The 21,627-nt window shown below is 73.1% G+C and carries 24 protein-coding genes, 1 tRNA gene and 1 pseudogene; 11 read left to right on the top strand and 15 right to left on the bottom strand.

Annotated elements, in window-relative coordinates:
- The first annotated feature begins 71 nt into the window (after positions 1 to 71).
- Positions 72 to 368: a type II toxin-antitoxin system VapB family antitoxin gene (locus ACYVKX_RS01750; RefSeq protein WP_460828801.1), complete on the top strand. Its 297-nt coding sequence runs from the start codon at positions 72 to 74 to the stop codon at positions 366 to 368.
- On the top strand, positions 368 to 874 hold the full coding sequence (locus ACYVKX_RS01755) for a LytR C-terminal domain-containing protein (RefSeq protein WP_460828802.1): 507 nt from the start codon (positions 368 to 370) through the stop codon (positions 872 to 874). Before ACYVKX_RS01750 ends, ACYVKX_RS01755 begins: the two co-directional genes overlap by 1 nt.
- Before the next feature lie 18 nt (positions 875 to 892).
- On the opposite strand, the gene ACYVKX_RS01760 is transcribed toward ACYVKX_RS01755, so the two are convergent.
- Together ACYVKX_RS01760 and ACYVKX_RS01765 are read right to left on the bottom strand one after the other, a co-directional pair.
- Positions 893 to 2,407 carry a potassium/proton antiporter gene (locus tag ACYVKX_RS01760; RefSeq protein ID WP_460828803.1) on the bottom strand — a complete coding sequence of 505 codons (1,515 nt, stop codon included), beginning with the start codon at positions 2,405 to 2,407 and terminating at the stop codon, positions 893 to 895.
- A 64-nt stretch (positions 2,408 to 2,471) separates the two neighbouring features.
- A complete protein-coding gene (locus ACYVKX_RS01765; protein ID WP_460828804.1) occupies positions 2,472 to 3,437 on the bottom strand; it encodes a redoxin domain-containing protein in 966 nt (321 codons plus the stop codon).
- A 45-nt stretch (positions 3,438 to 3,482) separates the two neighbouring features.
- Here ACYVKX_RS01765 and ACYVKX_RS01770 point away from each other — a divergent pair, with 45 nt between their 5' ends.
- The 7 genes from ACYVKX_RS01770 (at position 3,483) to ACYVKX_RS01800 (ending at position 10,312) form a co-directional block, all read left to right on the top strand.
- Positions 3,483 to 4,946: an FAD-binding protein gene (locus ACYVKX_RS01770; RefSeq protein ID WP_460828805.1), complete on the top strand. Its 1,464-nt coding sequence runs from the start codon at positions 3,483 to 3,485 to the stop codon at positions 4,944 to 4,946.
- Between the two features lie 94 nt (positions 4,947 to 5,040).
- Positions 5,041 to 6,225 (top strand): pyridoxal phosphate-dependent aminotransferase, encoded by a 1,185-nt coding sequence (locus tag ACYVKX_RS01775; RefSeq protein ID WP_460828806.1) that lies wholly within the window; start codon positions 5,041 to 5,043, stop codon positions 6,223 to 6,225.
- Positions 6,226 to 6,263: 38 nt separating this feature from the next.
- Positions 6,264 to 6,545 carry a hypothetical protein gene (locus tag ACYVKX_RS01780; protein WP_460828807.1) on the top strand — a complete coding sequence of 94 codons (282 nt, stop codon included), beginning with the start codon at positions 6,264 to 6,266 and terminating at the stop codon, positions 6,543 to 6,545.
- Positions 6,542 to 7,690, top strand: a complete 1,149-nt coding sequence (locus ACYVKX_RS01785; RefSeq protein WP_460828809.1) for a hypothetical protein — start codon at positions 6,542 to 6,544, stop codon at positions 7,688 to 7,690. The genes ACYVKX_RS01780 and ACYVKX_RS01785 overlap by 4 nt, the downstream gene beginning before the upstream one ends.
- Before the next feature lie 96 nt (positions 7,691 to 7,786).
- Complete coding sequence (locus ACYVKX_RS01790) at positions 7,787 to 8,203, top strand: hypothetical protein (RefSeq protein WP_460828810.1); 417 nt, start codon at positions 7,787 to 7,789, stop codon at positions 8,201 to 8,203.
- Between the two features lies 1 nt (position 8,204).
- Positions 8,205 to 9,089: a hypothetical protein gene (locus ACYVKX_RS01795; protein ID WP_460828811.1), complete on the top strand. Its 885-nt coding sequence runs from the start codon at positions 8,205 to 8,207 to the stop codon at positions 9,087 to 9,089.
- Positions 9,086 to 10,312 (top strand): hypothetical protein, encoded by a 1,227-nt coding sequence (locus ACYVKX_RS01800; protein ID WP_460828812.1) that lies wholly within the window; start codon positions 9,086 to 9,088, stop codon positions 10,310 to 10,312. The genes ACYVKX_RS01795 and ACYVKX_RS01800 overlap by 4 nt, the downstream gene beginning before the upstream one ends.
- 90 nt (positions 10,313 to 10,402) lie before the next feature.
- On the opposite strand, the gene ACYVKX_RS01805 is transcribed toward ACYVKX_RS01800, so the two are convergent.
- Together ACYVKX_RS01805 and ACYVKX_RS01810 are read right to left on the bottom strand one after the other, a co-directional pair.
- Complete coding sequence (locus ACYVKX_RS01805; RefSeq protein ID WP_460828813.1) at positions 10,403 to 11,764, bottom strand: vWA domain-containing protein; 1,362 nt, start codon at positions 11,762 to 11,764, stop codon at positions 10,403 to 10,405.
- Positions 11,764 to 12,633 (bottom strand): AAA family ATPase, encoded by an 870-nt coding sequence (locus ACYVKX_RS01810; protein WP_460828814.1) that lies wholly within the window; start codon positions 12,631 to 12,633, stop codon positions 11,764 to 11,766. The genes ACYVKX_RS01805 and ACYVKX_RS01810 overlap by 1 nt, the downstream gene beginning before the upstream one ends.
- A 60-nt stretch (positions 12,634 to 12,693) precedes the next feature.
- Between ACYVKX_RS01810 and ACYVKX_RS01815 the strand changes: the two genes are divergently transcribed.
- Positions 12,694 to 13,032 (top strand): hypothetical protein, encoded by a 339-nt coding sequence (locus ACYVKX_RS01815; protein ID WP_460828815.1) that lies wholly within the window; start codon positions 12,694 to 12,696, stop codon positions 13,030 to 13,032.
- Between the two features lie 40 nt (positions 13,033 to 13,072).
- On the opposite strand, the gene ACYVKX_RS01820 is transcribed toward ACYVKX_RS01815, so the two are convergent.
- The 10 genes and pseudogenes from ACYVKX_RS01820 to ACYVKX_RS01865 form a co-directional block, all read right to left on the bottom strand.
- Positions 13,073 to 13,597, bottom strand: a complete 525-nt coding sequence (locus ACYVKX_RS01820) for a gamma carbonic anhydrase family protein (protein WP_460828817.1) — start codon at positions 13,595 to 13,597, stop codon at positions 13,073 to 13,075.
- 272 nt (positions 13,598 to 13,869) lie between these two features.
- Positions 13,870 to 14,451: a DinB family protein gene (locus ACYVKX_RS01825; protein ID WP_460828818.1), complete on the bottom strand. Its 582-nt coding sequence runs from the start codon at positions 14,449 to 14,451 to the stop codon at positions 13,870 to 13,872.
- Between the two features lie 313 nt (positions 14,452 to 14,764).
- On the bottom strand, positions 14,765 to 14,950 hold the full coding sequence (locus tag ACYVKX_RS01830; protein WP_460828819.1) for a hypothetical protein: 186 nt from the start codon (positions 14,948 to 14,950) through the stop codon (positions 14,765 to 14,767).
- 194 nt (positions 14,951 to 15,144) lie between these two features.
- Positions 15,145 to 15,449: pseudogene (locus tag ACYVKX_RS01835) on the bottom strand (transposase); the annotation flags it as partial.
- 131 nt (positions 15,450 to 15,580) lie between these two features.
- Positions 15,581 to 15,670: transfer RNA gene (locus ACYVKX_RS01840), tRNA-Ser, on the bottom strand.
- Positions 15,671 to 15,760: 90 nt separating this feature from the next.
- A complete protein-coding gene (locus ACYVKX_RS01845; RefSeq protein ID WP_460828820.1) occupies positions 15,761 to 16,345 on the bottom strand; it encodes a TIGR03086 family metal-binding protein in 585 nt (194 codons plus the stop codon).
- A gap of 42 nt (positions 16,346 to 16,387) precedes the next feature.
- Entirely contained in the window at positions 16,388 to 18,244 is a 1,857-nt protein-coding gene (locus ACYVKX_RS01850; RefSeq protein WP_460828821.1) for a CocE/NonD family hydrolase, read from the bottom strand.
- A 44-nt stretch (positions 18,245 to 18,288) separates the two neighbouring features.
- Positions 18,289 to 19,518 carry an alpha-hydroxy acid oxidase gene (locus ACYVKX_RS01855; RefSeq protein WP_460828822.1) on the bottom strand — a complete coding sequence of 410 codons (1,230 nt, stop codon included), beginning with the start codon at positions 19,516 to 19,518 and terminating at the stop codon, positions 18,289 to 18,291.
- Positions 19,519 to 19,526: 8 nt separating this feature from the next.
- On the bottom strand, positions 19,527 to 19,958 hold the full coding sequence (locus ACYVKX_RS01860; RefSeq protein ID WP_460828940.1) for a nucleoside deaminase: 432 nt from the start codon (positions 19,956 to 19,958) through the stop codon (positions 19,527 to 19,529).
- 20 nt (positions 19,959 to 19,978) lie between these two features.
- Positions 19,979 to 20,464 carry a tRNA adenosine deaminase-associated protein gene (locus ACYVKX_RS01865; RefSeq protein ID WP_460828823.1) on the bottom strand — a complete coding sequence of 162 codons (486 nt, stop codon included), beginning with the start codon at positions 20,462 to 20,464 and terminating at the stop codon, positions 19,979 to 19,981.
- Between the two features lie 211 nt (positions 20,465 to 20,675).
- Here ACYVKX_RS01865 and upp point away from each other — a divergent pair, with 211 nt between their 5' ends.
- Entirely contained in the window at positions 20,676 to 21,317 is a 642-nt protein-coding gene (gene upp, locus ACYVKX_RS01870; protein ID WP_460828824.1) for a uracil phosphoribosyltransferase, read from the top strand.
- 134 nt (positions 21,318 to 21,451) lie between these two features.
- Here upp and ACYVKX_RS01875 read toward each other — a convergent pair whose 3' ends face one another.
- Positions 21,452 to 21,622, bottom strand: a complete 171-nt coding sequence (locus tag ACYVKX_RS01875; RefSeq protein ID WP_460828825.1) for a hypothetical protein — start codon at positions 21,620 to 21,622, stop codon at positions 21,452 to 21,454.
- Positions 21,623 to 21,627 lie beyond the last annotated feature (5 nt).

Raw genomic sequence — 21,627 nt, forward strand, 5'->3', positions numbered from 1 at the left:
CTACCCGGCCACCCGCTGAAGGCCCCGCCGAGGGTGAGCCCGGCGCTGGGACGCGTCGTTATAGTCGCGACGTGATCTTCAAGCGCGTCGGCGTCGGGAGGCCGTACCCCGACCACGGCCTGTCGTCTCGGGCCTGGGCCGGCGTGCCGCCGCGCCAGGTGCGCCTCGACCAGTTGGTCACCACGAAGGACACCCTCCAGCTCGCCGCCCTCCTCGACGAGGACTCGACGTTCTACGGCGACCTGTTCGCCCACGTCGTCGAGTGGGAGGGCGAGCTGTTCTTGGAGGACGGCCTGCACCGGGCGCTGCGCGCCGCGCTCCAGCAGCGGCACGTGCTCCACGCGCGCGTGCACACCCTGGGGGCCTGATGGGCCAGGGCGCGCGGTCGGCGATCACGCTGTCGGTGCTGGGCCTGGTGCTCGTCGTCGCCGCCATCTGGGCGTGGGGCGCCGCGATGGCGCCGCTGCCCGAGAAGGTCGACACCGCGATCTGCGTCGACCGCACCGTCTCCGCGGGCGAGAAGGTCTTCCCCCAGGACGTCACGGTCAGCGTCTACAACGCCGGCACCCGCGTGGGCCTGGCCAGCCGGGTGATGCGGGAGCTGACCGACGCGGGGTTCCGCGAGGGCAACAGCGGCAACGCCGCGCCGACCGTGCGGGTCGCCGACGTGCAGATCTGGTCCCGGGAGCCCGACAACCCCGACGTGCTCCTGGTGGCGAGCCGGCTCGGCGAGGACGTGCGGATCCAGCGTCGCGACCCCGTGGGCTCGGGCGTGACGGTCGTCATCGGCGACGGGTTCACCGAGACCATCAAGGGCCGCAGGGCCGTGGTCGCCCAGGCGGACGCGACGATCTGCAGCCCGCCGGTCGGCTGACCACGCCCCCACACGTAGTCACGGCGTACGCCGGCGCTGCCGGCCGCCCAGCCACTGGGCGAGCCGTCCGTGCTCGCTGACCTGGCGGAGCCGCTCCTCGGTCTGCTCGCGCAGCTTGCGCGGGGTGACCACGAGCAGGTCGTCGCCGTGGCGCAGCACGGTGCGGCGCTCGGGCACGATCGTCTGCCCGTCGCGGATCACCATCGACACCGAGGCGCCCCGCGGCAGCCGGAGCTCGCCGACCTCGACGCCGTGCATCCTCGACACCGGGCTGATCGACACCTGGAGCAGGTCCGCCGCGATCCGCTCCAGGGGCGCGGCCTCGACCTCGAGCCCGCGCGGCTCGGAGCGGCGAGCGACCTTGAGCACCCGGGCGACCATGGGCAGCGTCGGCCCGGTCAGGAGCGTGTAGACCACGACCATCACGAACACCAGGTCGAAGAGCTTGGTCGAGTCCGCGACGCCCTCGGCGAGCGGGATCGTCGTGAGGACGATCGGCACCGCGCCGCGCAGGCCGGCCCAGGAGATGAAGCCGAGCTCGCGCCAGGGCAGGGGCTGCACGACCGAGCTGACCAGGACCGAGATCGGCCGGGCGACCAGCGTCAGGATCAGGCCGGCCGCGATCGCCAGGCCGACGATCTCCAGGGTGATCCGCCCCGGCGAGAGCAGCAGGCCGAGCATCACGAAGAGCCCGATCTGCGCCAGCCACGCGACGCCCTCGGCGAACGAGCGGGTGGCCTGGCGGTGGGGCAGCTCCATGTTGCCGAGCACCAGGGCGGCGACGTACACGGCGGCGAAGCCGGAGGCCTCGACGAACGCGGCGCCGCCGTAGGCGAGGAACGCCAGCGACATCACGGCGAGCGGGTAGAGGCCGGACGACGGGAGCGCCGCGCGCCGCATCACCCAGGCGCCGCCGAAGCCGATCGCCAGCCCGATCAGGGTGCCGGCGACCAGCTCGTAGGCGATGATCCCGACCACCGCGGGGACGCCGTACTCCGCGGTGGCACCGGTCGACACCAGTGTCACCAGGACGACGGTCGGGGCGTCGTTGAGGCCGGACTCCGCCTCGAGCGCACCGGTGAGCTTCTTCGGCAGCGGCACGACCCGGAGCACGGAGAACACCGCGGCCGCGTCGGTCGGCGAGGTCACCGCGCCGAGGAGCACCGCGAGCTCCCACGGCAGCCCGAGCAGGTAGTGCGAGCCGACCGCGACGATCGCCACCGAGATCGCCACGCCCACGGTCGCGAGCGAGACGCCGAGCCGGACCGAGGAGCGCATCTCGCGCCAGCTCGTGGTGAGACCGCCCTCGGCCAGGATCACCGCCAGGGCGGCGAAGCCGAGCGAGTGCGCGAGCGCGGCGTCCTCGAACTGGATGCCGAGCCCGGCCTCGCCGAGCACGACGCCCATGAGCAGGTAGAGCAGCAGGCTGGGCAGGCCGGCGCGGGAGGAGACCCGGACGGCGAGGATCGCCAGCAGCGTGACGGCGGCGCCGACGAGCACGAACGTGTCGAGCTGTTCGACGTCGAACGACACAGGTCACCTCGGCGATCGTCGGGGCGGCGGGGTCGGAGTCTATCGGTGTCTACCGGTGTCGCTCTCACCGCGTCGGGGTGTACCCCGGACGGCCGGCGGCGTCCCACTCCTCCCAGAACGAGGTGAACTCCTCGCCGAGGAACGGGTCGCCGCCCGTCATCGCGATCCCGCCCCGCCGGACGGTCCAGTCCCACGGCGCGAGCTCCTGCGCGAGCGCGAGCTGGGCCCGCGCTGCGTCGGTGCGGCCGGCTCGCTGGTGGTACGCCGCGATCCGCCGGTGCGCGAGCGCCCGCTGCTCGTCGTCGGTGCGCTCCGGGGTCTGCGCGCTCGCGCTCTCAGGCAGCACGCCGTCGCGCACCCAGGCCCGGAGCAGGTCGTGGTGGCGGTCGGCCGGGATCCTGGTGTACTCCACGAACTGGTCGTCGCCGGGCGCGATCGTCGGCGGCTTCACGATCCGGTCGTCCTCGTCGACCCACACGACCGACGGCACGTTGGTGATGCCGTAGCGCTCGGCGGTCACGTGGGCGGTGTCCACCGCGACCGGGTACGACGGCGAGGCGGCCTCGATCCACGGGCGGGCGTCCTCGGGGTCGGCGTCGAGCGCGACCGAGAACAGCCTCAGCCCGGCATCCGCGAGCTCGTCCTGCAGCCGCTGCCACCCGCCGAGCTCGTGCCGGCACCCGCACCAGGACGCCCAGGTCACCAGCACCCGCTTGTGGCCGGAGAGGTCGTCGAAGCAGACCTCGGCGCCGTCCACGTCCCGCAGCCTCAGCGACGGCGCGGTGCGCCCGGTCGCCGGGTGGGTCGCGGCCGCCGGGACGACGGCCACGACGCCGTACTCCTCGTCGCGCACCGCGAGCAGCCCGAGCGCGTCGACCACCGTCCGGCCGCCCAGCGGGACGCAGGTGTCGTCGCGGCACAGCCCCTCGGGCTGGAGCGTCCAGCCGAGCGCGGCCGCGAGCGCCTCGTGGCTGGCGACTCCGTCGGGCAGGGGGTGCTCGCCGCCGTCGAGGTCGATCAGGGTCGCCACCCGGCCAGCATCGCACGGAACTGAAACTTGTTCTAGATTTGGCCCGTGAGTGCCGCGATCCCGGACCTCCTTCCCGCCTCCGCCCTCGGCGAGGGCGCCGAGCGGTACGACGTCGTCGTGGTCGGCTTCGGCATCGCCGGCGGCTGCGCGGCGCTCGAGGCGGCCCGGGCCGGGGCGCGGGTGCTGCTGCTGGAGCGGGCGGCCGTCCATGGCGGCACGTCCGCGATGTCCGGCGGCCACTTCTACCTCGGCGGCGGCACCGCGGTGCAGCGGGCGACCGGGTGGGCGGACTCGGCCGACGAGATGTACGCCTACCTCGTCGCGGTCTCCAAGGAGCCCGAGCACGACAAGATCCGCGCGTACTGCGACGGCTCGGTCGAGCACTTCGACTGGCTGGAGGCGCTCGGCTTCGAGTTCGAGCGCTCCTACTACCCCGAGAAGGCGGTGATCCAGCCCGGGACCGAGGGGCTGATGTTCACCGGCAACGAGAAGGTGTGGCCCTATCTGGAGCAGGCCGTGCCGGCGCCGCGCGGCCACAAGGTCCCGGTGCCGGGCGACACCGAGGGCACCAGGATGGTGATGGACCTGCTCCGCGCCCGCGTCGAGGAGGCCGGGGTCGAGGTCCGCTACGAGACCGGCGCGACCAACCTCGTCGTCTCCTCCTCCGGCGCCGTGGTCGGCCTGGCCTGGCGGTCGTTCGAGGACACCGGCCTGATCGCGGCCGCCGCGGTCGTGATCGCCGCGGGCGGGTTCGTGATGAACCCCGAGATGGTCGCGGCGTACACGCCCGCGCTGGCGGAGAAGCCGTTCACACTCGGCTCCACGTACGACGACGGCCTCGGCATCCGGCTCGGCGCCTCCGCCGGGGCCGAGCTCAAGCACATGGACGAGCCGTTCATCACCGCGCCCTTCTACCCGCCGTCCTCGCTGATGACCGGCCTCATCGTGAACCGGGCCGGCGAGCGGTTCTGCGCCGAGGACGGCTACCACTCGCGCACGTCGCAGTTCGTCATGGAGCAGGCCGGCCATGCGGCGTACCTCATCGTCGACAGCGAGCACGTCGAGTACCCGAAGTTCCCGCTCGTTCCGCTCATCGACGGCTACGAGACCATCCCCGAGCTGGAGGCGGCGCTCGCGCTGCCGGCCGGGTCGGTCGCCACGACCCTCGCGCGCTACAACGAGATGGCCGCCGCCGGCGAGGACCTCGACTTCCACAAGGCGCCCGAGTGGCTGGCCCCGCAGGACACCGGCCCGTGGGCGGTCTTCGACCTCACCCTCGGCAAGGCGATGTACGCCGGCTTCACCCTCGGCGGCATCCGCGTCACCGTCGACGGCCAGGCCCAGCGCCCCGACGGCTCGGTCATCCCCGGCCTGTACGCCGCCGGCGCCTGCGCCTCGAACCTGGCCCAGGACGGCAAGGGCTACTGCTCCGGCACCCAGCTCGGCGAGGGCTCGTTCTTCGGGCGGCTTGCTGGGCGGCATGCTGCGGGTGTATGGATCCCCGGCTGACCGGGGAAGCCTGACGTTGTCAGGGGTTGCAACGCCTGACAACGTCAGGGATCCCCGGCTGACCGGGGATCCATCCACCGCCTACAGTCACCCCATGACCGACCGGTTCGAGGTGGCGAGCCGGGCGAACGTGCCGCCGTTCCACGTGATGGACCTGCTGGCGGCGGCGACCACCCGGCAGCGGACGCACGGCGACATGGTCAACCTGCTGGCCGGGCAGCCGATGACGGGGGCGCCGGCACCGGTGCGCGAGGAGGCCAAGCGGCTGCTCGACTCCGGGGACCCGCTCGGCTACACCCCGGCGGCCGGCGTGCTCGAACTGCGCGAGGCGATCGCCGGCCACCACAAGCGCACGCACGGCATCGACGTCCACCCCGACGAGGTCGTGGTGACGACCGGCAGCAGCGGCGGGTTCCTGCTCGCGTTCCTGGCCGCGTTCGAGGTGGGCGACCGGGTGGCGATGGCGCGGCCCGGCTACCCCTGCTATCGCAACGTGCTGGCCGCGCTCGGCTGCGAGGTGGTCGAGATCCCGACCGGTCCGGAGACCCGCTTCCAACCCACCGTCGAGCAGCTGGCCGACCTGGACGACGTCAAGGGCCTCGTCGTCGCCAGCCCCGCCAATCCCACCGGCACCATGCTGCTGCCCAGCGAGCTGGCCGCGCTGGCGGCGTACTGCGAGGAGCAGCGCATCCAGCTGATCTCCGACGAGATCTACCACGGGATCGAGTACGCCCCCCTCCTGGACGGCGGAGCCCGCCGGGCCCGCAGCGCCTGGGAGACCAGCCGCGAGGCGATCGTCTTCTCCTCCTTCTCCAAGTACTTCTCGATGACCGGCTGGCGGATCGGCTGGATGCTCGTGCCCGACCGGCTGCGCCGCGCGACCGACGTGCTCACCGGCAACTTCACGATCTGCCCGCCGGTGCTCGCGCAGTGGGCGAGCCTGGCGGCGTTCAGCGACGCGGCGTACGACGAGCTCGACGGCCACGTGCGGCGGTACGCCGGCAACCGGGCGCTGCTCCTCGACGGCCTGATGCGGCTCGGCATCACGGAGCTGGCGCCCGCCGACGGCGCGTTCTACGTCTACGCTGACGTCGGGCACCTGGCCGACGACACGATGGCTTTCTGCCACGAGATGCTGGCGCGGACCGGGGTCGCGATGGCGCCCGGGGTCGACTTCGACACCGTCGACGGCCGCCGGTTCGTGCGGATGAGCTTCGCCGGCCCGGGTGCGGAGATCGAGGAGGCCCTCACGCGGCTCTCCACAGCGCTCGACCGCTGACGTTTCTCCACATCCGCGGCCCGGCGACGCTCCCGGGCATGTACGGAGACACCACCGCCATCCGCGCGCTGGCCCGGCGGCTGCGCGAGCGCGCCGACGAGATCCGGGACCTGGCCGCCGACCTGTCCACGCGCGCGGACTCCGTGCCGTGGACCGGCCTGGCCGCCGACGCCATGCGCGCCCACGCCTCCGGCCGGGTGCACGCGCTGCTGCGCACCGCCGCGCTCCACGACGAGGCCGCCGAGGCGGTCGAGCGGCACGCCCGCGAGGTGGACCGGCGTACGGACCTGCTCGACGACCTGAAGGGGCTGCTGACATGAGCGACGGCACCATCACGAACATCACCGGCGGGTCGGACGGCCTGGCGGCGGCGTACGACGCCGTGCACGGTCTCGCCGAGGCCTTCGACCTCGCCGGCAGCGAGCTGCGCGACTGGGCGGGGCTCGGCGTCCGCACCATGGCCGACCCCGACCTGGTCGCGTCGGCGCTGCTGTCCCCGGTCACGTTCGGGCTCGCGGAGGCGGCCGTGGTCGCGGCGACCACCGGCCCGGACGGGGTCCTCGCCGGGTCCCTGCGCTGGGAGACCGACGCGCTGCTGGTGCGCGGCGTCGTCGACGCGCTCCAGGTCACCGACCGCACCGTCGAGTCGTGGCTCCGGATCGCGGTGGTGCCGCAGGTGAGGGCGGGCTGGCTCGCGGGCCGCTACGGCGACGACGGCTCGCCGCGCGTGGTCCGGCGCGGCGCCGCCACCGCCTCGGCCCCGCCGGCCGACCTCGAGGGCCTGGTCCGTCGGCTCTCGAGCGTCGCCGACCGCTCACCCGACCCCGACTCCGAGCAGAACGGCACCATCGAGGTCCAGACCATCGGCAACCGGCACATCGTCTACCTGCCCGGCACCGACGACATGACGACGCTGCCGTGGACGCAGGACGGCGACGTCCGCGACATGGCCACCAACCTGCGGCTCAGCGCGAACCTGCCGAACTCCTACCAGCAGGGCATCCTCGACGCGATGCGCGCGGCCGGCATCGGACCCGACGACCCGGTCCTGCTCGTCGGCCACTCGCAGGGTGGCATGGAGGCGGCCGCGATCCTCAGCCAGGGCAGCGAGTTCAACGTCACGAACGTGGTGACGGCGGGCTCGCCGACGGCGCAGGTGCCGGCGTTCCCCGAGGGCACGCACGTGCTGTCGCTGGAGAACGAGGGCGACGTCGTACCGCTCCTCGACCTCGCGCCGAACCCGGACACGGTCGAGCAGGTGACGGTGACCTTCGACGGCACGGCCGGGCCGGGCGGGGTCGTGGGCGAGCACTCCTACGCCCACTACGTCGCGGGGGCGGCCCTCGTCGACGCGTCGACCGACCCGAGCGTCCGCGAGCAGCTCGCGAGCCTGCGCGCGGCCGGGTTCCTCGGGTCCGGCGGGAGCGCCACCAGCCAGGTCTTCCAGATCACCCGGCGGCAATGAGAACGCGTTTCGGTCCGGGGGATTGCGGGAATGCGGCGTGCGGAGCACCCGGACGATCGCGGAGGAAGGTGCCTCGTGTACGGCGACACCGATGTGATGCGCAAGCGCATGGCCGAGCTCCGCGAGCAGGCCATGGACCTGCGATCGCTGGCCGACCAGCTGGTCGCCCGGACCGAGGGGGTCGGCTGGACCGGGCGCGCCGCCGACGCCCTCGCGCTGCGGATCCGCGAGCGCGCCGTGCAGGTGCGCGACGTCGCGGCCCGCCACGAGACCGCGGCCGAGTCCCTCGACGCCCATGCCGCCGAGGTCGACCGGCTCAAGGACGCGATCGCCGCGGCCGAACGCCGCGCGGAGCGGCTGACCGAGGACCGCGCCGAGCGCGGGGCCGGCAACGGTGTTGGGGGCCGGGTCCGCGACGAGGCCGGCGCCGGGGCTAACTGCCATAACAGCGCATTTGCGCCGCCACCGCCGGGCCACAAGGACTGGCTGGCCGTCGACCTGCCCGGGATGTGACGTGCCGACCATCGACCTGGGCGCGGCCCGCCCGGCCGGCACCGGCCTGCTCGACGCGCTGCCTCGCCGGCTCACCCTGACCCTGCCCGAGCTGCGCTTCGTCGCCGACCGGGCGGGCGGTGCGCCGCTGCCGTTCGAGGTGGCAGACGCGCCGCCCGGCACGGGGCTCGGCGAGCGGCTCGGCTCGACCCCCGCGGTCACCGACGCCGAGGCCCGCGCTGCCGCGCTGGCCCGGCTGCACGAGCCGCAGGCGTCGCTCGCCCGGCGCGGTCTGCTCGTCGACACGGTGCTCGACGAGGGGTTGCTCGGCGCGGTCGGCCTGTTGGCCACCCCGGAGGTCGCGCTCGACCTCGACGTCACCGCCGGCGGCGCCCGGGCGCTCGCGTGGCACCGGCAGGCGGGAGGCGCGGTCGCGACACTGGCGACCGTCGACGGGCTGGTCTTCGAGCTCGCCTGGCTCCCCGTCGACCGCTGGCCGGAGGAGCTCGCCCGCGTCGCGATGGTCCCCGAGGACCTGACGACCGGCGACACCGCCGTACCCGAGCGCCTCGACCTGCCCTTCCAGCTCCTCGACGCCGCGAGCGAGGCGCTGCGCAGCCACCGCGCGGACCTGCTCTCGGTGCTGGTCGCCGAGCACGGCGCCGACCTCGACCTGGTGCCGGTGCTGACCGCCCTCGCCGCCGAGACGCGGGGCCGGCTGCGCGCGCTGGTCGCCGACGTCTCCGGCGCGGACGCCACCGTCGTCGGCGTGCTCTCGTGGGTCCTGCTCGCCGACGGCTGGCGGGCGCTGCGGCCGTACGGCGCCGACCGGGTGGAGGTCCGCCGCGTCCAGCCCGGCGACCTGGCGGCCGAGCTCGCACCCGTGCTGGCGGAGGTACGGCCGTGACCGTGACGGGCAGGTACGACGACCTGATGCGGCTCGCCGACGTCTTCGACGCGGCCGGGGCCGAGATGCGCAGCCGCGCCGGGCTCGGCGAGCAGGTGCTCCGCGACGAGGCGGTCGCCGAATCGGCCGACCTGGCGCCGGCGACGTACGGCCGGTTCGACGAGGACGTCCGGGCGGCGACCACGGGCCGGCACGGCCTGCTCGCGCGCTCGGTCGAGCTGGACGCCGACGCGCTCGTCGTCCGCGCCACCGTCCTGACCTACCGCTGGATCGACGACCTCCAGGCGGCCGCGGCCCGCACGCTCGGCTCGATCGCGAGCCGGGCGATCGGCTACCTCGCGCCCGAGGTCGCACTCGGCGGCGCGATCGTCGCCGCCGGCCTGATCGAGACCGACGCGCTCGACCGCGACGGCGTCGTCGCCTACCTCGACGAGCTCGCCGGCGTGCATCCCGAGCTCCGCGACCACGCGGCGACGTCGGGCGGGCTGCTCGACGGCCTCCAGCTCCGGTCCTGGCTGACCACCGGCGACGTCGACCCGGCGGTCGCGCGAGGCGGCCTGCGCGCGGTCGGCGCTGCCGCGCTCGACGCCGACCTCGGGCCCGCGCTGCGCGACGTCGCCGCCCCGGTGGTCACCGGCCGGCCGCCGGCCCGCACGGCGGCGTACGGCGGCGACGTGCCCACCGGGCTCGCGGACCTGATGACCGCGCTGGCCACCGCCTCGGCGTCGGTGTCGGTCCGCGAGGTCGCGCCGCGGCGGTACCTCGCTCTCCTGCCCGGCCCCGGCTCCGGCAGGGGCCGGCTGCGCCTCGTGGTCGGCGACCACACGGCGTACGCCGAGCAGGCGTGGTCCGCCCTCGCGGAGGCCGTCCCCATCGAGGCGCACGTGATGCTGGTCGGCTGCGGCCACGGCGGCGCGACCGCGGTCGACCTCGCCACCCGGCCCGGTCCGTTCGTCGTCGACCAGGTGGTGACGGCCGGTGCGCCGTCGGCGCTGGTGCCGCGGCTGCCCGACTCCGTCCGCGTGCTGTCCCTGGAGGACCGCGGGGACCCGGTCGTCCAGCTCGGGTCGCTCGTCAACGCCACCACGGCGAACCGCACGACGATCGTCTTCGACGGCGCCGACTACGTCGCCGGCGCCCGTGCGGCCGACGCCGCGACCCACCCGGCGGTGCAGGCGGAGCTGGATCGCCTGCGCGAGTTGGGCTACCTCACCAGACGTTGAGTTGGGCCATGTTCGCCGTTGACTTGGGCTGAAGTTCCCTCCCGGCGCGACTCTCGCCCAACTCGACGGCGAGTTCCGCCCAACTCGACGTCACAGGATGTCGTGCACGAACTCGCCGAGCTGGGTGAGGTTGCGGCACTCCGCCATCGGCACGACGGCGCCGTACTTCGTGGCGGCCGAGTCGCCGGTGTCCCAGTGCCGCCGGTGCTCCGGATTGAGCCACCACGCGTGCCGGGCCGAGCCGGCCAGCCGCGTCAGGACGTCGACGTGCAGGTCGGCGTAGTTGGAGCGCGCGTCGCCGAGGATCAGCAGCGACGAGCGCGGACCGAGGGCGTCGGCGTACGACTCCTCGAACTTGGTCAACGCGCGGCCGTAGTTGGTGCGCCCCCACAGCGCCGCGTGCGCGGTGCTCGCGGCGAGGTCGGCGAGCACGTCGGCCGGGTCGGCGCCGGGTGTGAAGTGGTGGGTGACCTCGTGGACGTGGTCGATGAACGTGAACGCGCGGACTGATGCGAACTGCTCGCGCAGCGCGTAGACGAGCAGCAGCGTGAACTGCGCGAAGCTCGCGACCGAGCCGCTGACGTCGCAGAGCACGACCAGCTCGGTGCGGTGCGGCCGCCGGGGCCGGTGGTGCGTGACGAGAGGTACGCCGCCGGTCGAGACCGCCGAGCGAATAGTTCTTCTGAAGTCGAGTGCCCCGCGCCTGGTGGAGTGTCGCTCTTGCGCAAGCCTGGTGGCGAGCCGTCGCGACAGCGGGTACAGCGACCTTCGCATCTGCTCGAGGTCGGCCTTGCGCGCGGAGGTGAACTCGATCCGGTCGACCGACGGGCGGATCGCCACGCTGGCGACGTGCTCGGGCCCCTTCTCCTCGGCGATCCGCCGGCGCGCGTCGGCCTCGACCATGCCCGTGAACCCGCCGATCCGGCGGCCGGCCTCGCGCCGCGCCTCGCCCTCGGCGCGGCCGGCGGCGAGCAGGGCCTGGACGATCCGGTCGACCAGCTCCTGCGGCGAGACCCGCTGCAGGGCGGTGTAGGCCGACCACGACGACAGCCCCGGGCCGCGTCCGGGCATCGCGCCGAAGCGCGCGACCATCTCCGCGGCGAGGTCCAGCAGCGTCTGCCGGTCGCCCTCGACGAGTCCGTCGGCGAGTGCGTCGCGGAAGCCGCTCAGCGCCTGGGCGTTGTCGGTCTCCGGCTCGCGGTCGGCTCCCGCGACACCGTCCCCGACCAGCCGCGGGAAGTAGACGTCGAAGAGCGCATCGAACGTCGGCCGCTGGCTCTGCCTCTTGACCAGCGTGGCGGCGTACGCCGCGCGCACGATCTCGCGCCGGTCCCACTCCACCGCGGACAGGGCGGCGAAGGCGTCGAGGTTCTCGGCGAGCGAGACCGGCATCCCGGCGGCGCGCAGCGCCTCCAGGAACCCGATGTGCCGATCGACCAGGCCCGAGGTCATCAGCGGAGCCGCAGCTCCCTCACCGCCTTCTGCTGGTCGGACGCGTGCTTGAGGATCACGCCGATGGTGTCGTCGACGGCCTTGGAGTCGAGGTCGCGGATCTCCAGCGCCACCAGGGTTCTGGCCCAGTCGACGGACTCGGCGATCGACGGCGCCTTCTTCAGCTCGAGCTCGCGGAGCCGGTGCACGACGTCGACGAGCGTGTGCGCGACCCAGCCCTCGAGGTCGGGCACCTGGCTGGTCACGATCTGCCGCTCGCGCTCGGCGTCGGGGTAGTCGAGGTGCAGGTAGAGGCAGCGCCGCTTCACGGCCTCCGACAGCTCGCGGGTCGCGTTCGAGGTGAGCACGACGAACGGGCGGCGTACCGCCTCCACCGTGCCGAGCTCGGGGATCGTCACCTGGAAGTCCGAGAGCACCTCGAGCAGCAGGCCCTCGACCTCGACGTCGGTCTTGTCGACCTCGTCGATCAGCAGCACGGTCGGCTGCTCGCGCCGGATCGCGGTCAGCAGCGGGCGGGTGAGCAGGAACTCCTCGGTGAAGATGTCCTCGTGGGTCTGCTCCCACGACTGCTCGCCGGTCGCTTGGATCCTGAGCAGCTGCTTCTTGTAGTTCCACTCGTAGAGCGCCCGCGCCTCGTCGAGGCCCTCGTAGCACTGGAGCCGCACCAGCTCCGCGCCGGACGCGCGCGCGACGGCCTTGGCGAGCTCGGTCTTGCCGACGCCGGCCGGGCCCTCGACGAGGAGCGGCTTCTCCAGCGCGCCGGCGAGGTACGCCGTGGTCGCGGTCGACGCGTCGGCGAGGTAGCCCTGCGCGGCGAGTCGGGTGGCGGCGTCCTCCGGCGAGGCGAACCAGGGATTCGGGTGCGGCATGCCCCCATCCTCGCCCACGCGGCGCGTCACCTCGGCGGGGCTCCGGCCGTTGGTATGTCCATGGGTACCGCGGTGCTGAGCCTCGCCAAGCTGACCATCGTCGGCGCGATCGTCCTCACCGGCCTGGCGACTCCGCCCGCGTCCGCACCGGCGACCTCCGGCCCCGGGTACGCCGGCTACCCGGTCGACGACTCGTCCACCCGCGAGTCCCGGCTCCTCGACCGCCACGACTGCTCGGTCACCGGCTTCTCCGACGCGACGCCGCTCTCGGCGGTGGTGCGTACGGCGCGGGGCCGGCTGCGGCACGTCTCCTTCGACGAGGGCTGGGAGGTCTACACGAGTCACGGGCCCGCGCAGCTCGTGGCGGTCTGCCTGGACGAGGCGCCGGCCCGGACCTGAGGTCCGCCTCAGGTCCGCCTCAGGTCCGCCTCAGGTCCGCTCAGACCTCGACCGCGCCGGCGGCGTGCCGGCGCGCGAGCTCCTGGTAGTACGGCGGGTTCTGCTCGACCCAGAACTCCGAGGACGTGCCCTCGATCGGCTTGGTCGGCCTGGCCGGGATGCCCGCGACCACGTGGCCGCCGGGCAGCCGGGTGCCGGGCGTGACGACCGAGCCCGCGGCGACCAGGGTGCGCGGACCGAGGACGGCGCGGTCGAGGAGGGTGGAGCCGTTGCCGACGAGCGCCTGCTCGCCGACCTCGTCGCAGTGCACGACGCAGCCGTGCCCGACGGTCGCGTTGCGCCCGACGGTCAGGGTCGCGCCGGGCGCCGCGTGCAGCACCGAGTTGTCCTGGACGTTGGCGCCCTCGCGTACGACGATCGTGCAGATGTCGGCGCGCAGCACCGCGCCGTACCAGACGGAGGCGCCGGCCTCGACGGTCACGTCGCCGATCAGCGTCGCGGTCGGGGCGACGAAGGCGTCGGGGTGGACGGACGGGCGCTTGCCCTCGAACTCGAACAGAGGCATGGGCCCATTGTGCTCAGCGGACCGTGACCTCGACCGGCCGGATGGTCGTCGCGAGCAGCCGGGCGCTCCCGCAACCAGTCTGGCGCGGGGATCGAAGGTCCAGGTCGCGACGCTCTCGTCGCGTGCTCGCACCCGGTGCTCAGCCCCTCGGCCGTGACCGTCTGTCCGTCGTCCCGGGCGGGCACGATCCGGTCCTGCGCGAGGGTCGGCCCGAGGAGCGTGGCGAGCAGCGGTCCCAATGTCCTCGGAGCGTCCCGATGACGGTCGCGACCTCATGCGCCCACGCGGCCGTCGATCCCTTCACGGAGCAGGTCGACGTGCCCGCAGTGCTGGGCGTACTCGGTGATCATCCGGAGCACCAGCCAACGCAGATCGACTTCCTCGTGCCAGTCGAGTGGTCGCGCCGTATCGTCGAGGTCGTGCGCAGCGACGATGTCGCGAGAGACCGCGCACTCGGCGCGCCAGGTCTCCAGGTCGGCAGCGAAGTCGGCATCCGCGGGCGGCTCGAAGTCGAGGTCGGGGTGGTCCGAGGTGAAGAAGAGGAAGGGCACGTCGCGCCGCTCGAAGTTCTGCTGGAACCACCAGCGCTCGACGGCGGCGAGGTGGCGCACCACGCCGTGGAGCGACATGGTCGACGGCGGCGTCGACCGGGCCCGGACCTGCTCCGCCGTGAGACCCCGGCACTTCATCTCGACCGTCGCCCGGTAGTAGTCGAGGTAGGCCAGGAGCGCATCCCGCTCGGCGGCCACACGCGGAATGCGCGGACGGTCGTCGTCGGTCCAGATCGGCGAGAAGTCGTCGTCGCTCAGGCCGGACTCTCCTCGGTCGTCACCCGCAGCGATCCGGTCGCCCATGCACAGCACCCTGCCACGCTGTCGCCGGAACCGCATCCCGCGCCGCGTCGACTGACATGACAGGGCGATCCAACGGCCGAACTGAGGACCCCGCGGCGTGACGAGCCGGGTGGACCCATGGTCCCTCGTTCGAGCGGTGAAACGGTGCGTGGTAGCCCCGATTCTCCAGCACTGCAAGGGATTCGTCGTTCTACGCCACGCTCACCACACCAACCTCGTCGGTGGATCCGGGCTCAGCGGAGGCACTCCGAACTCTCAGTACGTGTGAACTCTCAGTACGTGTGGGGACGGCCGAGCCCTTCCCCACACGTACTCAACTTGTGAGACTCTTCAGCAGTTCCTGATCGTTCACCAGTGCTTCCAGGTCGGCAGCGGTAGTCGCGAACGCGGCTTCGAAGTCGGTAGTCGTTGCCCCGTAGACTGTCTCGAGTGCGCTGATCACGCCGCCGCCCGCTAGTTGGAGACGAACGATCCGCTCTATGCGCAGGTTCGGGACCATGGACTCCGTAACATCAGAAGCAGGGACGAGTTGGTACTTGTCGTCACCCAATTCGGGAACTGCGACGGCGATGACTACTTGGGTCGTCTCCGTGCCACTCGACGTCTTCTGACTACTACAGGTGACCATCGCCGGAGCGATCTCAGCAGAATCGCATCCGTCACCCGAGTCGCCGACAGCGACGTCTGTACTCCCGATCGAGGGTGTAGCAGTTGGCGTCTGAACCCGCCGTCTCGAGCAGGCTCCTGGCGATGCAGTTCGTTAGGTTGCGGAAGCCGGGGGCCGATCCGCCGAGGTGTTCGCGGCGACCGTTGAGGGCCTCTGTTGGGCCGTTGGACGTGCCGGGCCGATCGAAGTCGGCGAGCACGTCGGCGGCCCGCTGCTTCAGGGTCGGGCCCAGCGTGGTGACCTCGGTCAGGGCCTTCGGAACGCCGTGGCTGATCGAGTCGATGAGCTTGACCATCAGCTCGCGTCCTTGACGGCGGTCCTCGTGCCGGTAGCGCTGTGCCCGCCCGTGGGCGCTGTGGCCGCGCCGGTAGCGCACAGGACGGCACCAGCCGCCCTGTCGCCGGAGAGGGACGAGGACCCCCGCCGGCTTGACGCCTCGCGAGGGTTCTCACGTCGATCAGTTGGCGGTGGCGGTGGGATTTGAACCCACGGTGGGTTTGACCCCACACATCATTTCGAGTGATGCACCTTCGGCCGCTCGGACACGCCACCGCGGAGGAATGTACCGGAGCGACGGGGTGCGGGCGAAATCCGTTCGCTGCGAAACGGGTCGTGTGCCTGAGACCGCGCCATGGCGCGGTCTCAGGCACACGACCCGACTTCCGCGGCGCGACCAGGGGGTCCAGCGGGGGTTGCGGCCGGTGGCGCCGGGGCGTCCTCCGCGACGGGCACGGCCGGACCGAACGGGCCTTCGCCGGCGCCCTCCGGCACCTCGAAGGACGACACGAAGCCGAGGCAGGCCAGGACGGTGGCCTCGTCGGGGTCGTAGGGCTGACCGGTCGCGACCGCGAGGTCCCAGCCGTGCACGACGACCTCGTTCAGCGCAACGAGGGCGGCGATCTCGCCGGGCATCTCGATCGGGCCCGCCATCGTGAGTCCGGAGTACGCCGACGGGTCGGTCCAGGCGTCGGCGAGGGTGGCCAGCCGGCCGGAGATCTCCGCGCGCCAACCATCGGGCAGCCGGGAGCCGTCCGCCGACGGCTCACCCGCGACCCCGTCCTGGCGGGCCGCCGAGGTGAAGGCGAGGCAGAGCCCGTTCAGGTGGTCGAGCAGGTCGGCGACGGTGTAGTCCGGGCACGGCGTCGGGTTGCCGAGCTGGTCGTCACGGACGCCGTCGACGAGGGCGGCGACCGCGGTGGTGACAGGGGCGAAGTCCAGGGTTCCCATGCCAGGACTGGCCGACCGCCGTACGCCTCGGTCGCGCCTGGATCAGCCCAGCGCCGGGATCGTCAGCACCGACGGCCACTGCGGGCCGGTGCGCACGGTCAGCGGGACCAGCGTCGAGGGGAGGTCGGGGACCGTCGGCGCCAGATGGGGTACGTCGAATGCCTGGATCGCGATCCGCAGCCGGTGGCCGGGGGCGAGCCGCGCGGCGGTCGGGAAGATCTCGACGTCGACGGGTGCCACTTCCCCGGGAGCGAGCGGCTTCTTCGACGCCTTCGTGTACGGGTGGAACGGCTGGATCAGCTTGCCGTCGAGGTAGCGGCTCCTCGACCTGTCGAGCGCGCGCTGCGAGATCACCTGCCAGCCACCGGTCAGGCGGGAGACGGACCCGTCCGGCGCGACGTCGGAGATCGAGACCGAGAGCATGCCGTCGCCGCTCGGCGAGGAGGTGTAGAGCCGCGCGTTGATCGGGCCGCGCAGCCGGAGCGGAGCCGTGAGCGGCTCGGTCTGGAAGACCACGCCGGACTTGTCGTTGGGGCCGTTCTCGGTCCAGCACGGCAGGCCGTCCAGGGCGGCCTGCGGCAGGCCCGCCATCCACTGCGTGGTCGACCGAGTGCACAGCCCCGAGACGGGGACCGGCGGCACGACCGCGCGGCCGTCGACGGCCCGGCCCCGCGTCAGCACGCCGATGCCGCCGCCGGCCGCGGCGGAGCCCGACAGCCGGAACGTCTCGGCGCGCTGGTCGCCCATCCAGCTCTCGGCGGCCGTCCAGTCGCCGCTGCCCTGCTCGTAGTAGGTGATCGGCGGGATGTCGGCGTCGAGCGCCGGGTCGGGCCGGCCGCGCACGTACCTGTCGAACCAGCGCAATTGCAGCTCCGAGAGCGTGCCGTAGCCGGCCCGGCCGATCTCCTCACCCGAGGAGCCCTGGAGGTGGTTCCACGGGCCGATGATCATCTTGACCGGGACGCCGCGCTGCTGGAGGTTCTCGAAGAGCAGCGGCGTGCCCCGCTGGAAGATGTCGTACTCCCCGCCGACCAGGAACGTCGGCACCTGCACCCGGTCGATGACCCGGATCGGCGAGCGGTCGCGGTAGAACCTCCCGTCGTACGCCGCCTCGCCGCCGGCCAGCGCATCCAGCATCAGCGGGATCGTGAACGTGGCGGCCGCGGTCAGGTGGTCGACGAACGCGCCGAACCCGGAGCCCGGGTCGGTGGCCGTGACCGCCGGTGGGATGACGCCGGTGCCGGTGACCAGGCCCAGCCACAGCGGGATGAAGCCGACGTCGATCTGGCCGCCGGATGCGACCACGTCGCGGTAGACGTCCGCGGCGGGCACCTGCGGGAAGATCGCCTTGAGGCCGTCGGGCCGCGCGCCGGCCGCGAAGATCTGGCTCATGCCGAGGTACGACGGACCGCTCATGCCGATGCTCCCGTTGCTCCACGGACGCTTGCGCGAGTGGGCCCACTCGACGATCTCGCCGGCGTCCTTGTTCTCGCGCCGGCTGAACGCCGCCCACTGCCCCTCGGAGCTGCCGGTGCCGCGCGCGTCGACGGTGAGCTGCGCGTAGCCGCGCTGCACGAGGTAGCTCGGACTGCCACCGGTGAGACCGCCGCTGAAGCTGCCCGCCGACTTGTTGTAGGCGGTGATCGTCACGATCACCGGGAACCGGCCGTCGATCGCCTCGCCGTCCTCGTCGGCGGGCAGCTCGAGGTCGCCGCGCAGCACGACGCCGTCCGACATCGGAATCGCCAGGTCGGTCCGCTTCACCGTGCCCGGATAGGTTGCGGGCCGGGGCTCCCATCCGCCCTGCTGCGAGGCGGCGGCGGGCGCGGGAGCGGGCGCGACCAGGGCCGCGAGCGCGACGACCAGGGCAGCGGCGAGAGCGGCGAGGATCCGAGGCATGCCGGACCAACGACGGGATGTAACGGGGAGTTACACACTCCTGGTCACCGGGAGCGCGGTCCCAGGCGCACCAGCTGGGTGACGTGGTCGGGCTGCAGCTCGTCGAGCGTGCGTACGCCGAGCAGCCGCATCGTCCGCTCGATCTGCCCGGCCAGGATCTCGATGGCCCGGTCGACGCCCTCGCGCCCGCCGGCCATCAGCCCGTACAGGTAGGCGCGCCCGACCAGCGTGAAGTGCGCGCCGTGGGCGACCGCGGCGACGATGTCCTGGCCGGACATGATGCCGGTGTCCAGGTGCACCTCGACGTCGGGATGACGAGCACCGACGGCGGCCACGACGTCGGGCAGGAGGTGGAACGGCACCGGCGCCCGGTCGAGCTGCCGGCCGCCGTGGTTGGAGAGCAGGACCGCGTCCACGCCCGCGTCCGCGAGGCGGCGCGCGTCGTCGACGGTCTGCACGCCCTTGACCACGACCTTGCCCGGCCACTGCTCCCGGATCCAGGCCAGGTCCTCGTAGGTCACCGTCGGGTCGAACATCGTGTCCAGCAGGTCCGCGACCGTGCCCGACCACGAGTCCAGCGACGCGAACGCGAGCGGCTCGGTGGTCAGGAAGTTGACCCACCACGCCGGCCGCGGGATCGCGTTGACCACGGTGCGCGGCGACAGCGTGGGCGGGATCGTCATGCCGTTGCGGACATCGCGCAGCCGCGCGCCCGCGACCGGCACGTCGACGGTGACCAGCAGCGCGTCGTACCCGGCCTGCGCGGCCCGCTCGACCAGCGCCATCGACCGGTCGCGGTCCTTCCACATGTACAGCTGGAACCACTTGCGGGCGCCGGGGGCCGCCGCGGCGACGTCCTCGATCGAGGTGGTGCCCATCGTGGACAACGAGAACGGGATGCCAGCCGCGGCCGCCGCGGCCGCGCCGGCGACCTCGCCCTCGGCCTGCATCATCCGGGTGAACCCGGTCGGCGCGATCCCGAACGGCAGCGCCACCCGCCCACCCAGCACCTCCCGCGAGGTGTCGACCGTCGAGACGTCGCGCAGGATCGCCGGGTTGAACTGCACGTCCCCGAACGCCTCCCGCGCCCGGGCCAGCGACACCTCGCCGTCGGCGGCGCCGTCGGTGTAGTCGAACGCGGCCTTCGGCGTACGCCGCTTGGCGATCCGGCGCAGGTCCTCGATGGTCAGCGCCGACGCGAGCCGCCGCTCCTTCGGCGACCAGACCGGCCTCTTGAACTTCAACAGGGGCGCCAGGTCGTGGCGCCTCGGCAACTGCCGCTTCAACGCTGGCTCCGGAAGAACTCGTCGAGCAACGACGCCGCCTCGTCGGCGAGTACGCCGGGCACCACCTCGGGCCGGTGGTTGAGCCGCCGGTCGCGCACCACGTCCCAGAGGCTGCCGACCGCACCGGCCTTGGGGTCCCAGGCGCCGAACACGATCCGCTCGACCCGGCTGAGCACGGCCGCGCCGGCGCACATCGTGCAGGGCTCGAGGGTGACGACGAGGGTGTGGCCCTCGAGGCGCCACTCGCCGTGTCGCTGCGCGGCCGCGCGCAGCGCGACCACCTCGGCGTGCCCCGTGGGGTCGTGGTCGGCCTCGCGCGCGTTGCGACCACGCGCCACCGGCGTACCGCCCGGGTCGAGGACGACGGCGCCGATGGGTACGTCGCCGGTGGCCAGCGCCGCGCGCGCCTCGTCGAGCGCGGCCCGCATGGGGCCGTCCCAGGAGGCGCTCACGCCGAGGTGAGGCCGGCGGCGGCGTCGAAGAGCTCTCCGAAGCCGAGCCGGCGGGCGATGTCGGAGAGCATCTCGTCGGGGTAGAGGTCGACGTCGTCGAGCAGCACCCCCATGTCCATGGCGTGCACGCCGAGGTCGCCGAGCAGGTCGAGGTCGCCGGCCGGCACCTGGTCGTCCTCGTCCTCGGGCTGCGGGAGGCCGAGGAACTCGACCGCCGAGCTGGCGAGCTCCCACTCGTCGGCGGCGGTGATGTCGGAGAGCAGCACCCGGGTGTCGGCGCCGGTGACCCGCACCAGCACGAAGAAGTCCTCGTCGACGGCGATCATCGCGACCGCGCCGCCGTCGCCGGGGAGCCGGCGCAGCGCGTGGGCGACGGTGTCGACGTCCTCGAGCAGGTCGTGCGCGAGCTCCTCGACGGTCCACGCGCCCTCCTCGCGGAAGGCCGCCAGCGCGAAGTCGATCCCCTCGACCTGGTCGGCCATGGCTGTCCCTCCGATCCGTGCGCGGCTGCAGGTGCTCGCGCTCCAGGGTGTCAGACCCGCGCGGTGCGGCCAACCCCTGTGCCGCACAGGCTATGTCGCCCGTGTCGGCGCCGTCGCGAGCGGGGTTTCGTGCCGATCTGGCAAGGCGGAGGTGCGAAGGCCCGCGCAGCAGGCGCTTCCGGCGCGGGCGCCATGGCCTAGGGTCTGCTCCATGCGCACGCACGTCGTCGACCACCCGCTCGTCGCCCACAAGCTGACCCACCTGCGCGACGAGAGGACGGACTCGCCGACGTTCCGCCGCCTCGCCGACGAGCTCGTCACCCTGCTCGCCTACGAGGCGACCCGCGACGTGCGGGTGGCGCCGTACGACATCGTCACGCCGGTCGCCCCGACCACCGGCGTCTCGCTCGCGACACCGAAGCCGCTGGTGGTGCCGATCCTGCGCGCCGGCCTCGGCATGCTCGACGGGATGATGCGGCTGCTGCCGACCGCCGAGGTCGGGTTCCTCGGCATGATCCGCAACGAGGAGACGCTGGAGGCCTCGACGTACGCCGAGCGGCTGCCCGACGACCTCTCCGGCCGCCAGTGCTACGTGCTCGACCCGATGCTGGCGACCGGCGGCACCCTGGCGGCGGCGATCAGGTTCCTCACCGACCGCGGCGCCAACGACATCACCGCGATCTGCCTGCTGGCCGCCCCCGAGGGCTGCGCGCGCCTGGAGCAGGAGCTCGACGGTCTGGCCGTCCCGGTCACGGTGGTCACCGCCGCCATGGACGAGCGGCTCAACGACAAGGGCTACATCGTCCCCGGCCTCGGCGACGCCGGCGACCGCCTGTACGGCGTGGTGGGCTGACTCGGCGGGCGTCACATCCAGCGCATGAATCCCCGGCTGACCGGGGAAGCCTGACGTTGTCAGGGGTTGCAACGCCTGACAACGTCAGGGATCCCCGGCTGACCGGGGATTCCGACAGAGCCCCAGCGACCACCTCAGCCCGCGAAGATCGGCACCGTGCCGGTGGCGACGAGCACGAGCAACACGAGCACGAGGATGCCGAGGACGGCGTAGGCCCACTCCTTGCTGACCCGGGTCTCGTCGGACTCGGGGGCGTCGTAGCGGTGGCCGTCGGGTCGGCCGAGGCGGTCGTCGTCGTCGGTCATGCCCC

It is taken from the genome of Nocardioides hungaricus (assembly GCF_054782915.1).

Bases quoted from the DNA above. Each gene is read 5' to 3' on its own strand.
- ACYVKX_RS01865 (WP_460828823.1), bottom strand. From the start codon at position 20,464: ATGGCCGACCAGGTCGAGGGGATCGACTTCGCGCTGGCGGCCTTCCGC.
- ACYVKX_RS01860 (WP_460828940.1), bottom strand. From the start codon at position 19,958: ATGCGGGCCGCGCTCGACGAGGCGCGCGCGGCGCTGGCCACCGGCGAC.
- ACYVKX_RS01810 (WP_460828814.1), bottom strand. From the start codon at position 12,633: ATGCCGCACCCGAATCCCTGGTTCGCCTCGCCGGAGGACGCCGCCACC.
- ACYVKX_RS01850 (WP_460828821.1), bottom strand. From the start codon at position 18,244: ATGCCTCGGATCCTCGCCGCTCTCGCCGCTGCCCTGGTCGTCGCGCTC.
- ACYVKX_RS01820 (WP_460828817.1), bottom strand. From the start codon at position 13,597: ATGCCTCTGTTCGAGTTCGAGGGCAAGCGCCCGTCCGTCCACCCCGAC.
- ACYVKX_RS01845 (WP_460828820.1), bottom strand. From the start codon at position 16,345: ATGGGAACCCTGGACTTCGCCCCTGTCACCACCGCGGTCGCCGCCCTC.
- ACYVKX_RS01775 (WP_460828806.1), top strand. From the start codon at position 5,041: ATGACCGACCGGTTCGAGGTGGCGAGCCGGGCGAACGTGCCGCCGTTC.
- ACYVKX_RS01875 (WP_460828825.1), bottom strand. From the start codon at position 21,622: ATGACCGACGACGACGACCGCCTCGGCCGACCCGACGGCCACCGCTAC.
- ACYVKX_RS01825 (WP_460828818.1), bottom strand. From the start codon at position 14,451: ATGGGCGACCGGATCGCTGCGGGTGACGACCGAGGAGAGTCCGGCCTG.
- ACYVKX_RS01815 (WP_460828815.1), top strand. From the start codon at position 12,694: ATGGGTACCGCGGTGCTGAGCCTCGCCAAGCTGACCATCGTCGGCGCG.
- ACYVKX_RS01780 (WP_460828807.1), top strand. From the start codon at position 6,264: ATGTACGGAGACACCACCGCCATCCGCGCGCTGGCCCGGCGGCTGCGC.
- ACYVKX_RS01805 (WP_460828813.1), bottom strand. From the start codon at position 11,764: ATGACCTCGGGCCTGGTCGATCGGCACATCGGGTTCCTGGAGGCGCTG.
- ACYVKX_RS01790 (WP_460828810.1), top strand. From the start codon at position 7,787: ATGCGCAAGCGCATGGCCGAGCTCCGCGAGCAGGCCATGGACCTGCGA.
- ACYVKX_RS01755 (WP_460828802.1), top strand. From the start codon at position 368: ATGGGCCAGGGCGCGCGGTCGGCGATCACGCTGTCGGTGCTGGGCCTG.
- upp (WP_460828824.1), top strand. From the start codon at position 20,676: ATGCGCACGCACGTCGTCGACCACCCGCTCGTCGCCCACAAGCTGACC.
- ACYVKX_RS01785 (WP_460828809.1), top strand. From the start codon at position 6,542: ATGAGCGACGGCACCATCACGAACATCACCGGCGGGTCGGACGGCCTG.
- ACYVKX_RS01830 (WP_460828819.1), bottom strand. From the start codon at position 14,950: ATGGTCCCGAACCTGCGCATAGAGCGGATCGTTCGTCTCCAACTAGCG.